Consider the following 12,861-nt stretch of genomic DNA (forward strand, 5'->3'; position numbering starts at 1 on the left):
GGGTGTATGTGAGGCGGAGGGCGATCTGTTCCAGCCGGGTCGCGTCGGGGTGCTGGCCGCGGGTGGCGGCGAGGTCGGCGCGGGCGGAGAACACCTTGCCGAGCCCGGTGATGTCGCCGGTGTCGGTGAAGGTCTGCTGGCAGTCGGCCAGCAGCGTGTCGGCTTCCGCCAGCCGGCCCAGCTCGATCAGCGGCCCGTGGTCGTTGAACCGGGTGCCGGCCAGTTGGTGGGGGCCGGCGCCGCGGCGCCGCTTGCTGGCCTGTACCCGGGTGTTGTAGTCCAACGCCTGCTGCCAGCGGCCCAGCGCCACCGCCGCCACCGCCCCGATCTGCAGGGTGACCTCGCGGATGTTCCACGGATGGACGGTGTCGGTCGGGTCGGGGCTGTCGGGGAGCCGGTCGAGGCGGGCCAGTAGCCCGTCGGGCCCGTCCAGGGCGGCCAGTACCTGCTCGCCCTGCCCCATCCGGTACAGGATCTGTAGCCGCTGCGCCTCATTGCCGGCCTGTGCCCACCGGCCCGCCCCGGCCTGCCGGTAGTGCGTGGCGGTGATGTCGGCGACGGTCAGCGCCTCAGCCAGCCGCCCCTGACCGCGCAGCAGGTCGATCAGATCCGTGCCGCTGGCGGCGGCGGTGCGAGCATCGCCGGTGGCCTCGGCCCGCGCCAGAACATGGCGGAGTACCTGTTCGCCGCCGGCCGGATCCACCTGCGCCAGCGCCCGCCCGAACTTGCCCAGATTGGCGGGGGTGCCGGTGGTGTCGGCGATGCGGCGCAGCAGCGGCAGCACCGCCTGCACCATCCCCGGATTCGCCAGGTCACGGAAGAACGCCTGCTCCAGCAGGAAGCCGGCCTGCTCCCAGTCGTGCAGGCGGAGCAGATAGGGGGCGGCGGACACCCCGGCCCTCGCCACCAGCTGGCCGGCCTCACCCTCAGCCCGGCCGGCTGCCCAGTCGAACATCGCCCCCCAGAACATGGCCAGTTCGGCGTCCACCGCCGTCCGCACCGGTTCTGGTGTACCGGCGTGGACGGCTTCGGCGACCCCCGGATGCACCCGCAACACCGTCACCACCGACGACGAACCGTCCGCACCCGGGCCGTCGGCATCAGCGTCTGTACCGGCCGCGGCCGGCGGTGGGCTGTCGACGGCGACCAGCGCGGCGTCGGCCAACATGGCCAGCAGCCCGCCGGCCGGCGGCGGATCGCCCGGCCGGCCCAGCCGGTGCCACACATCCGCCCAGTTCGCCTCCACGACCAGTTGGGTGCGGTCGTCGTCCTCCAGAGCGCACAGCAGCTGCAACAACAGCCCCGCCGGCTCGACCAGACCGGCGACCGCCGCGGTCACCCAGCCGGTAAGCGTGTCGACGAACCCGTCCGCGTCCAACCCGCTCCGCCCCGCGGCGAAAAACGCCGAAAGCGCCGGCCCGCGGCCCACCGCCGCCTGCTCGGCCGCGACCAGCTGCTCTTCCAACACATCCCGGCCCTGGCGGGCGGCCGCGTCGGCCAACTCCAGCAGTTTGGGATGCCCCTGCACCACACCCAGCACCCGGCGAACCAGCGCACGATCGGCGTCAACCTGTTCGGGGCCGGCTTCAGCGATGGCCGCGGTGGCCGGGGTGCGGGACGCGCCGGGTTCGGTCCGGTCGGCGTGCAGCAGAGCACGCAGGCCGGGAAGTTCACGGGCCAGCAGGGTCGCCTCGTCGCGGGGCAGGGCGTGCACCGGCTCGACCAGCAGCCGGTCACGGCCCAGGCCGGTGGGGATGATCCGGCTGGTCAGCACGGTCCGGGACAGCCCCCGATGCCCGGTCAGCGCCCCGACCAGCACCGGCCAGCGGGGATCCCGCCAGCCGCCGTCAGCGCTCAGCAGGGTTTCCAGATTGTCCAACACGATCAGCAGGCCGACGCGTTCACACAGCTCGGCAAGGTGGGGAGCGAACGCCGTCACCGGCTCGACATGCTCAACAGTGCCGATCTTGTCAACCATGGTGAAACCGGGCAGCTGCCGTTCCAGCGCGAGCGCGAGGCTGGCCAGCGCGGCACCGAACTCGTCCGGCTGTTTGGGTGCCTCCCAGTAGACCAAGGCGGCGAACGCGTCCTCATGCCGGTAGGCCAACTCCAGGGCGCAGGCGGTCTTACCGGCACCGGCCATCCCGTGGAACAGCACACCACAGCGTCCCGATGCCGGTGCCAGGGCGGCGGAGGCGCGGGACATGGCCGCAGTCCGGCCGACGAACCGGTCCGGCTCGGCCGGGAAGAACGCCATCGTCTGCCGCTGCGGCACGGCAAAGGCGCCCTGCTGGGACGGGGGACGCAGGGCCAGCCCCACCGCGCTGTGGCCCAGCAGCACCGGGGTGGCGATCGAGACGGGTGGGGCCGCCGGGGTCGGCACCGGGCCGGCGGCGGCCGGCAACGCCAGGCGCAGCGCGGCGTCCACGGTCTGACCGTCGCCGAGCAGCCGCGCATACAGCTCGGTCGCCAGCCGGACGGCGAACTCGTCCCCGACGGGGTAGCGCATGGCCAGCACCGCGCAGCCCACCGCCTCCACCAACCCCCGGGCCAAGCCGCCACCGCCACCGGCCGTCCCCGCCCGGTCTGCCGTCCCGGCCCTCTGCGGTGACACCCCGGCCTCGGCGGCGGCCTGGGCCTCCAGCTCCTGCGCGGGCTCGTCCAGGCCGAGCCAACGTAGGGTCTCCGCGGCGGTCGCGGCAGCGGACTGGCAGGCGGACAACACCGCAAGCTTCACCTGGTAGCGCGCCGGCCGCAGCAGACCGATCAGATCGGCGGTACTGATGGCGTCGGGGGTTCCATCCGGGTGCTCCAGGGTGAGGGTGTCGATGCCGCCGTGGCAGGAGATGTGCAGCAGATCCCACCCACCGACCTCCCGCACGGTCTGCGCCAGCGTCTCGCGGGTCACGCCGTACTGCAGCACCCGCAGTTCGATCCGCCGCTGCCGCCGGCCGGTCAGCTCCCGCACGAGCCTGACCAGGGCGTGGCGTTCCCGGCGCAGCGCCAGCGGCTCGGTCAACGCCGGCTGGGAGAACACCGCCAGCATCCGCAGCGCGTCCCCGACCGGAGTCTTCCCGGGAGCGGCGCCGGCCCGGCCGGCGTGACCCGCCGACCCGCCCGAGGTGATGTCATAGACGAACGCGACATCCTGCAGGGCCAGTGGCCGCGGCGGCGCCGTCCCGGCATGGGCCAGTTCCCACGGCCACAGCGGCAGCACGGCCAGCGTCTCCGGCACCTGCACGGTCACGGTCACCGGCGCCCAGTCGGCGATGACTGCGCCGATGGTCGGGCCGAGCAGCTCGGCCCCCACCCACGCGCCGACCTGCTCGACGAGCGTCGTTTCGCCGGCCAGCCGGTGCTGCGGATCGACGTGCGCCCACAGATAGCGGTCCAGCTCGACGAACGCCGGGAACCGCCAGTCGGTGGGGTCGATGGTCACCTGATGGTCGGCGAGCGCGGTGCCCGTCTCGGCGTCCACCAGCAGCCAGCGCCACGACCACGGACCGGTGCTGTCCATCGGGCGCAGGATCAGACCGCCCACCACGGCACCCCCCTGAACGTTCCCGCCGTCCGCCCACCGTAACGACCGGAGGAGGCAGATCGTCGCATACCGGCTCCGATCCGATGCACGATGCATCAGCCCGAAGCGATCGGACCCCGGAGCCGTGCGGTCACCGTCCGGACGGGCGAGGGCGCCGAACGACAGGCGCGGGCGCGGGCGCGGGCGCCGAACGATGGGGATTGGGTGTCGTCGGAGCAGCACGACAATCACATCGTTGAGCACGACAGCCGTGGCCCGTGTGCGCGGTGGCAGAGGGAGCAGCCGAAGGGCGTCCGGTATGAAGCCCGTACCGGTGCGGTCGGTGACAGATCCGGCGCGCCGGTCGTTATCGTCATCACCACTACTGGGGACACGGGGGTCGGTGACGAACGTGCTGCTGCTGCAAGCGGTCGACGTCACGCCGATCAAAGAGACGGCGGCGGCGGCGCAATCGCGGCCCCTGGACGCCGCCGGACGCCCGAGCCCCCGGGCCGCTGAGGAGGCCGGCGGGCCGATGTCCTGGCGGTGGCTGCTCGTGGACGCCACCACCGGTACCACCCTGACCGACCATCCGGTGACGATCGACCCCGGCGTCGGCGGGTACGCCACGTTCACCGACCTGTACGAGCATCTGCGGCGCAACGCCGACCCGCACCAGCGGCTGGCCAGCGAACAGCAGCTGCTCACCACCGCCGGGAATTGGGCCGGCGAGCAGCTACTCGGCGAACGGATCGGCCGGATCATCGTCGAGGCGGCACCGGTGACCGTGCGGATGATGCTGCCCGACGCCCTCGGGTTCCTGCCGCAGTGGCCGTGGGAGATCGTGCACGTCGGCGGGCGTCCGCTGGCCCGCCAGAACGTCACCATCGTCTACGACATCGCCCCGCCGACCATCAGCCCGCGACCCTGGGTGTTCCAGCCCCGACCGGCCGAGGATGTCCTGCGCGTCCTAGCCGTGTTCTCCCTGCCGGCCCGATCCACCGCGTTGGGCCTGCGGCGGGAACGACGCGCGCTGACCGACCTGATCCGCCGGATCGCCGCGCGGCACCGGGTCGAGCTGACGGTGCTGCAGTACGGCGTGACCCGCGAGAAGCTGGACGCGACCGTCGAATCGGGGGACGGCTGGGACGTGGTGCACGTCTCCGCCCACAGTGACGCCGGCCGGCTGGTGCTGGAGAAGGCCGACGGCTCCCCCGACCCGATCAACACCGATCTGCTGGTCACCCTGCTGCAACCGGCCCGACCGCGGGTGAAGCTGGTGGTGCTCTCCGCCTGCCAGTCGGCGGCCGCGACCACCGCGGAAACCCTGCGGCTGCTCGATCTGGACCCCGGCGCCGACACCCACCGGGCTGAGGCCGACACGTACGAGGCGGACACGTACGGGGAGGACCGTCCGGCGGCGGGCTCCGGCGGGCGGTCACGGGCCGGGCTGGCCCGGGCCCTCGCCGGCACGCTGGGCTGTGCGGTGCTGGCCATGCGCTACCCAGTGGGCGACGAGTTCGCGATCCGGCTCGCCGCCGCGCTGTATGAGCGGCTGTTCGCGCGCGGACTGCCGCTGGACGCGGCGCTGCGCGGCGCCCTTCCGGACGCGGCCGGCCCGGAATCGCCCGCGGAGCTCACCGACGCCGTCCCCCCGGTCAGCCTGGCCACCCCGGCGCTCTTCGGCGGCGACGCCGCCCATCAGAAGATCATCTCTGCGGAGGGTCGGCAGCCGCTGCGGCTGGACACGGCAACGGCCGACTTCGACCCGGAACCCGCCCGGTTCGTCGGCCGGGCGGCGCCGATGGCGCGGGCCTCCGCCGCGCTCGCTCCCGCCTCCGGCCGGACCGCCGTGCTGTTCCACGGGATGGCCGGCGGCGGAAAGACCGCCTGCGCCCTGGAACTGGCCTACCGGCACGCCGGCACCTGTGCGGCGGCGCTGTACTGGACGGCGCCGACCGACCCGGACGCCCATGACCTTGCGTTCGCCCGGTTCGCCGACGCCTGGGAGCTGCAACTCGTGCCCGCCGGCGCCCCGTCGCTGACCCGGATCACCACCGTCGACCAGCTCCGCGGCATCGCCCCGGTGCTGACCGCACTGTGCCGGCAGAACGCCCTGCTGATCGTGCTGGACAACCTGGAAACCCTGCTCACGCCCGACGGGCACGCCTGGCGGGACGACCGGTGGCCGGTGCTGCTGCGCGCGTTGACCATTCACGACGGGCCGTCGCGCCTCGTGCTGACCAGCCGCACGCCCCTGCCCGGCCTCGATCCGGCGCGGACCTGCACGGAGCCGGTGCACGCCCTCACCCTCGACGAGGCCGCCGTCCTCGCTCGCGAACTCGACGATCTCGGCGCCCTGCTGCACGCCGACACCGCCCCGGAACGCGACCGCACCGGGCATGCCCGACAGCCGTCCGCCGAGGCGATCCGGGCCGATCGTGGGCTGGTTCGCCGGGTGCTGGGTGTGGTGCAGGGGCATCCCAAACTCCTGGAGCTCGCCGACGCGGCCGCCCGCCAGGGCCGGGAGGTGCTGGAAGAGCAGCTGGTCGCCGCCGAGCAGGCGGCGGCGGGCCGCGGGCCGGCACTTTCGGCGTTCTTCTCCACCGGGCGGAGCGGGTTGGACGCGGACGGGTTCGTCGACACGCTTACCGGCTGGGTCACCGCAGCGGTCGCCGGTCTGGCCGAGCCGGCGGGGCTGCTGCTGCAGCTGCTGTGCGCTCTGGAAGACGACGACCGCACCCAGCCGGTCGTGGAGGCGAACTGGGCGGATGTGTGGCACCGGCTGGGCCGGCCGGGCGAGGCGCCGCCGGCCGACGGGCTGCGGGCCGTGCTCACCGACGCCGCGCTGGTCGCCGTCGACACCCCACCACCGCCGGCCGCGGCCGATACAGACACCGATGCCGATGCCGATGCCGATGGCCCGGGCGCGGACGCGGATGGGCCGTCACTAGAAGTGACGGTGTTGCGGGTGCATCCGGGGGTCGCCGAAGCCGTTCACGCGGGCACGCCGCAGGAGGTGCGGACGGCGGTGGACGTAGCGCTGGCCGCGTTCTGGCGGGCGGTGTTCGAGGCGGCTCGTGGCCGGGCTGAGGGCGAGGCCAGTCAGATGGTGGCGAGGGCCGGGTTGTCCGCCGCCCCCTACCTGCTCCGCCTGCACGACTGGGACCAGGCCGGCTTCCTGCTGGAGCAGGCGTTCGTCCGCGACCTGGCGAACCCGGGGATGGTGCAGGCGGTGCTGCCGCTGCTGCGCCGGATCGCCGACACCACCGGCACCCCCGACAAGCTGGGGGTGTTCGGGCGGGCGCTGGCGAAGGTGGACCCGGCCGGCGGCGAACAGGTACTCCGCCAGGCCCTGGCGTGGGCCGAGGCCACCTGCGATCCCCGCACCGCCGCCGCCAGCGGCGGGACGCTGATCGACCTGCTGGCGGGTCAGGGGCGGCTGGCCGAGGCGCTGACCGTCGCCGACACCACCGCCGCACACCGCCGGCAGGCCGGGACGGGCCGCTGGACCCAGGCCCTTGACGAGGCACGGCGGCTGCAGATCCTGTACCGAATGGGGCAGGGCGAGCAGGTACTGGCCGCCCTGGACGGACCCGACGGGCTGCTGGCCCGCCTCGACCGGCTCCCCGACCACCCCGACCCGACCGACACCGTCCGCCCGTGGAACATCCGCGAGGTCACCCTGGAAATCGGGGCGGTGGCGGCGGTGGCGCTGGGCCGCTGGCAGCAGGCGTTGGACTACAACGCCCGCGTACAGGCCAGCAAGCGGCGCCGCGGCGCCGGCCCCCACGAGCTGGCCCGGACTCGGTTCAACGACTACGGGCCGCTGATCGCGCTGGGCCGGCTGGACCAGGCCGACACGCTGCTGGCCGACTGCCAGCAGACCTTCGCCGACACCGGCGACATCACCGTGCTCGGCAAGGTGTTCACCGCCCGCGCCGACCTCGCAGACACCCGCGGCCAGCACCCCGACGCCGCCCGGCTGGCACAGATCGCCCTCCGGCTCATATACACCCACCCCGACCCGGACGCGATCGCCGTCTCCCATCACAACCTCGCGAACTATCTGGGCCGGACCGGCGCCGATCGTGCCGCCGTGCACGCCCACCGGCTCGCCGCCACCACCCTCTACCGGCTGATCGGCGACACCGACCGGGCAGCCAGCTCGCTGCGGGCGCTGGCGGAGGAGGTAACCACCGACCCCGACAGCCCACCACCGGCAACCGTGGCCGGGCTCGCCGCGATCGTCGACCAGACCGACGGGGTGCATTTCGCCGCCCTGATCGACGGCCTCTGCCCGGACCGGGCGACCGCCGACCAGACCATCCGCGACATCATCAACACCGCCACCATTTCTGGCACTTCACAGGCGGTCACGGGCTGATCAGTGGTCTGAAGGCGGCCTGTATCTGGGAATCGGAGGGGGTGACGTACCGCTTCGTGTCATAGCCGCGGATGGGGTCAGGGCAGCTTGCGCCGCTGATCTCCAGTCTGGTGTCGGTCACGAGTCGTCCGGTTCGTAGCTCGTAAACGCGAACGGGCAACGCCACCCGGTAAAACGTTACGTTAAAGTATTCTATATATACATATTGGCAGGTTCGGACCGCAGCTCCGAACTCGGAGGTGCCGACGCAGAGCACCCGCGTGGCATTGGTGACGTCATCGGTCCTCCACTCGGCGGGGAGCTGGTCCACGTACGTTTTGTTGCCGACTATCAGTGCGCGGTTCGGCCCGCCGGAAGGGGCGGCTGTGAACGGTACCGGAGCGGAGCAGTACGCCGGTTGGCCGGAGCCTGACGTCTGCAGCAGACGGCGTAGGTTCGCCAGCTCGGCCTCCCGTTCGCGGCGTATCCTCGCCTCCTCGGCCTCCCGCTCGCGGCGTATTCTCGCATCCTCGATCTTCTGGTTGGCCTGTTGTATTCCCTCTCGGGCTTTGGCGGCAAAATTGTGGCCGGGGTACTGGTCGAGCAGCTGCTGATATTTCGCCCGCGCATTCTCCCAGTCCCCGGCCGCCACGAGCTTGTTGCCGCAGTCGACCAGCGCCGCAGGCGCGAGCTGTGGGACGACCTGGGCGGCGCGGTCCAGCCCGTTGCCGCCGGGCGGCCGCGCGGCGAGCCACGTGAGGATCTTCACGGTGTTGCAGGGATCCTTGGTCGGTAGGCCGTCGAGGAACCTGTCCAGGGCTCCCTGCACCATGGTTTCATGGCCGGGCAGCTCCGCAAGGACGGTGGAAAGCTGCCGGAAACCGGTGTCCAGGGCTGCGGTGTCACCGGCCCGCCCGACGTCGAGATGGCCGGTGGCCGTCCGCAGCAGTGCACATGCCTTGACCATGTTCGCACCGTCTGCGACCGGGGCGACAGCGACCATGCGGTGAGCGGGCGACACCCTGTCCGTGGCGGCCTCCGCCCGCGGGCAGTCACCGGTGCGGTGGGCCGCGACGACGTCCCCCTCGATCTGCGCGATGTCGAACCGGAGAAAGCCGAAGGCCAGCAGTACCGGGAGCACGCAGGCGAGGGCGATGGCCCCCTGTCTCCTCGACCGGTTCGGCCAGATCCGGCCCCGCCGCGGCCGCCCACCAGCCAGATACCAGCCGTGTGCGATGACGGCCACCCACCACACGAGCACGACGATCCCGAACCACAGCACCTGCGCGACCGAGGCGAAGACAATGAGGAGCTCGGCTGTGATCAGGGTGACGACGACGGCGAGTTGTCCCCGGCCCAGCATCAGGTACCCGCCACCGAACAGGGATGCGTTGGCAAGCGCGACGGCCAGCGGGTCGCGGGGCCGGGCCGCAGCCTTCGGCCGTGGCTCGGCCTGCGTCATGGGTACGTCCTTCCTGCTTCTGTGGCTCTCGCCTGCTTCGTTGGCTCTCGCTCGTCGGCCGGCTGCCCGGTCTCCGGCAGCCTCAGCCGGGCGGTGTGATACGGATGATCACCGTTCGGTTACGGGTGTCACCGGCAGGGCCGTCGCGATGGGGGGGGACGGCGTTGCCGGCCGCAGAGATCGTGAGGGCTGCGGCGGGGACGCCGGCCTGACTCAAGATCTCTGCGGCGGACGCGGCGCGGGCCAGACTCAGCGCGGTGTTGTCGGGGAATGGGCCGCCGGGGCGTACCGGCAGATTGTCGCTGTGTCCGACGATCTCGACGGCGATATCGGGTATCGCCGCCAGCCGGATGCCCAGCCCGGCGAGTGCCGCGCGGCCCTGCGGGCTGGGAGTGTCGTACGCGGCGAAGAGCGCGTCGTGGAAGACGACGACCACCTGGCCGCCGGCCTTGGCGATGCTGACCTCCGGTCCGGCGAGGCGCGCGGCCAGGTTCGCCGTCACATCCACCGATGCGGTGGGAGCCTGCGCGGGGACCGATGCGGGAGCCGTTGCGGGGGCGGCCGTTACCGCCGGGTCGGTCCGGTCGTAGCCGAGCCACCAGCCCCCGCCGAAGGCGAGAGCGACGAACATGGCGGCGGCACCGCCCCGGACGCGACCGCTGCCGCGGCGGGTGCGCAGTCGTTCGAGGCGGCGCAGGCCCGCTGCGGCCCCGTCCGTTGGGCCGTCCGTGGGGCCGTTCATGGCCAGCGCAGCCCGCCAGTGGCGCTCGGCGTCGCCGAATCGGCCCTGCTGCGCGTGGATCCGGGCGAGCAGGTCGTGTTCCGCCGCGGTGGGCTCGCGCCCGGTCGCCAGCTCTGTCAGGAGGCTCACGGCGTCCTCGTACCGGCCGGAACGGGCCAGCGCGGCGGCCTGCCCCCGGACGACCTCGCCGATCAGCGCAGCGTGGGTGGTGTCACCGGGACTTGTAGACATTGCTGTAGCCCTCCGCGTCCGCCTGCCTGTCCTCGGGCGGAAGCAGGTCGGCGAGCTGTCGGATCACCGTCCGCAGCCGTTCGATGTCGTTGCTGTCGACAGCGCGCTGCCCCGCCGCGATCAGGCGTGCGGCCAGGGCCTGGTCGCGCAGCTCGGAACGCTGTTTGACCAACTGGGTGAAGCGGGCCATCACCACGGCACCCGTCCTCCGGTCGACCATCATGGCCAGGTGCCCGGTCAGCTCGTCGACGAAGGTCTTCAGGTGCGCGGCGTCCCGGCCGGCCAGCGCACGGCGAATGTCGGCGGCGAGGAGCTCGTGCCGCCGCCGGTCCTGGGCCTCGCCGTATTCCTCGATCAACCCCGGCGCATCGTGGAGCACCCGGTTCGCCCATTCGACCAGTGAGGGCCACTCCAGCGCATGTTCGACGTCGTCGAGCTTCGCCCGCAGGTCCAGCATCCGCTTGCCCGCGGTGCTCGCCGCGTCCGTGTCACCGTGTTCGGTGGAGGCCACGTCGTTCTCGAGCTGATCGACTACCCGCTCGTCGTCCAGTTCATCGAGGATGGCGAGCGCGGCCGGGTCGGCCGTACGCCGCGCGTCGGCGCGCAGGGCCTCCAGCCGCTCCTGCTCGGCGTTCAGCGCCCGGCGCAGCTCGGCCGGGGCCGGGGCGCTCTCGGTGGTCAGGTCGTGGAACGCCTCGAACTCCTCGTCGAGGATCGGCACATACGCCTTGGTGGTCACCAGCCGGGAGGCGTCGATCTGGATCTCCACCTCGATCTCGCTGTTGCGCGGGATGTCGCGGGCCACCTGATCGGCGAGGATCTCCAGCGCGCCCACCTGCCGGTTGCGGTCGGCCCGGGAGTACTCCCCCTCCAGGATCGGGATCCGCAGCAGGCCGCCCGACTGGCCGCGGGTCAGCCGCACGTTGCTCCGCAGGATCTCGCGGGCCTTGCCGGGGATCCGCGTGCCCTTCGCCAGCAGCCAGGAGACCTCGTTGCCGGCCAGCGCCACCCCGATCGAGTGGGTGAGGGTGGCGGCCGGCGCGACTACGCCGACGGTGTAGGTCAGCTCCGCGGGCTGGATCCGCTCGCGGGTTCCGGTCGGGTCCTCCAGAACGATCTCATAGGTGTTCCGCCGCTCGGGTTCGGCGCGCAGGGTGGTCATGAACGAGCCGGCCGCCGGCAGGAGGATCTTTCCGCTGTGCCACGGCGGGCGGGCCTCGGCGTTGACGAACTCGATGGTGGACCCCTCAAGCTTGCGGCCGGCCGGGCCCCGCACCACCCCGCCGACCACCGGCTCCGGATCGGAGCCGATCGGCTGGTACTCAAGATCCACGGTATAGGCGACGTCGGGGCGCGTCGGCTCCGCCGGCAGCCGCTGGGTCCCGGCGAAGATCGCCGCGCCGCAGGCCACGACGGTCATCGGGTCCTGGCTGACATCCAGCTCGATGCCGAGACCCTCGGTGAGCCGCCGTCGCAGGTACGGCATGAGGGTGGGCCCGCCGACGAGCAGTACCCGGTCGATCTTCTCCGGCGCGAGCTGGCTCTCCCGCAGCGCGGCCTGGCAGATGTTGATCGCGCGGGCGACGAAGGGCTCGGTCAGCTTGTCCACGTCCGCGCTGTGCAGCTCGTGAACGAACTCCACCGGGTTCCCGCGGGAGTCGGTGCACAGCGGGGGGTCGCTGATGTCGATCAGCGTCGATTCCGTCGAGGACAACTCGATCTTCACGTTCTCCGCGGCTGCCTTCAGCTTCGCGATCGCCTGGGCCCAGGTGGGCTCGCCCCGGCCGAAGCCGGGGAGCGAATACTGCTGGAGCAGCGCGGGAATCAGCAGCTGTTCGACGATCGCCCAGTCGATGAGTTTCCCGCCGAGGAAATTGTCACCACGGTGGTTGACGATGTCGAACTCGCCGTCCCGGATATGCACCACCGAGGCGTCGAAGGTTCCCCCGCCCAGGTCGAAGACCAGCCGGTAGATGTTGTCCTCGTCGCGCTGGAAACTGTAGGCGAGGGCGGCTGCGGTCGGTTCCTGCAGCAGCGGCGACAGTTCCAGGCCGGCGGCCTCGGCGGCCCGCCGGGTGGCGTCGGTCTGGTTCAGCTCGAACGCGGCCGGAACGGTGATGACCGCGGCCCGGATATCCTCCCCGAGCTGCCTGGTGACATTCGTCTTGAGTGCCCGCAGCACGTGCGCGGACAGTTCCTCCGGGGTCAGCGCCAGGCCGCTGTTGGCGAACGTCCTCGCCTGGTCGCGCAGCCCCATCTTGCCCTTGAACTCGGCGGCGGCGTTCGCCGGATCGGACTCGACGCGTTCCCGGGCCCGTTCGCCGACGTGGATCCGGCCGTTGCGGTCGGCGTAGACAGCCGACGGCGTCGTGTCGTGCTGGAACGCGTTCTTGATGATGCGGGCCTTCGTGCCGTCCAGGACCGCGATCGCGCTGTTGGTGGTACCCAGGTCGATGCCGAAGTCAATCGTCGATCGCGCCATCGTTCCTCCTGTCCGGTGGGATGGGTTTTCCGGTGCGTGGGTCGGGGGCCTGCAAGGG

The 12,861-nt window shown here is 72.2% G+C and carries 5 protein-coding genes; 1 reads left to right on the forward strand and 4 read right to left on the reverse strand.

The window, feature by feature from the left end:
• On the reverse strand, positions 1-3,541 hold a 3,541-nt coding region (locus U9978_RS23010), incomplete at its 3' end, for a CHAT domain-containing protein (RefSeq protein WP_322763236.1).
• 382 nt (positions 3,542-3,923) lie between these two features.
• On the opposite strand from U9978_RS23010, the gene U9978_RS23015 reads away from it, so the two are divergent.
• Entirely contained in the window at positions 3,924-7,907 is a 3,984-nt protein-coding gene (locus U9978_RS23015; RefSeq protein ID WP_322763237.1) for a CHAT domain-containing protein, read from the forward strand.
• On the opposite strand, the gene U9978_RS23020 is transcribed toward U9978_RS23015, so the two are convergent.
• The 3 genes from U9978_RS23020 to U9978_RS23030 form a co-directional block, all read right to left on the reverse strand.
• Positions 7,897-9,348: a hypothetical protein gene (locus U9978_RS23020; RefSeq protein ID WP_322763238.1), complete on the reverse strand. Its 1,452-nt coding sequence runs from the start codon at positions 9,346-9,348 to the stop codon at positions 7,897-7,899. The two genes, U9978_RS23015 and U9978_RS23020, sit on opposite strands and share 11 nt — an antisense overlap.
• 82 nt (positions 9,349-9,430) lie before the next feature.
• On the reverse strand, positions 9,431-10,321 hold the full coding sequence (locus U9978_RS23025) for an OmpA family protein (RefSeq protein WP_322763239.1): 891 nt from the start codon (positions 10,319-10,321) through the stop codon (positions 9,431-9,433).
• Entirely contained in the window at positions 10,302-12,803 is a 2,502-nt protein-coding gene (locus tag U9978_RS23030; protein ID WP_322763240.1) for an Hsp70 family protein, read from the reverse strand. The genes U9978_RS23025 and U9978_RS23030 overlap by 20 nt, the downstream gene beginning before the upstream one ends.
• Between the last annotated feature and the right edge of the window lie 58 nt (positions 12,804-12,861).

Origin of the sequence: Protofrankia sp. Cr2 (assembly GCF_963555885.1) — a bacterium.
GTDB lineage: Bacteria > Actinomycetota > Actinomycetes > Frankiales > Frankiaceae > Protofrankia.

Coding starts and splice junctions, on each gene's coding strand:
- U9978_RS23020 (WP_322763238.1), bottom strand. CDS start 9,348: ATGACGCAGGCCGAGCCACGGCCGAAGGCTGCGGCCCGGCCCCGCGAC.
- U9978_RS23025 (WP_322763239.1), bottom strand. CDS start 10,321: ATGTCTACAAGTCCCGGTGACACCACCCACGCTGCGCTGATCGGCGAG.
- U9978_RS23030 (WP_322763240.1), bottom strand. CDS start 12,803: ATGGCGCGATCGACGATTGACTTCGGCATCGACCTGGGTACCACCAAC.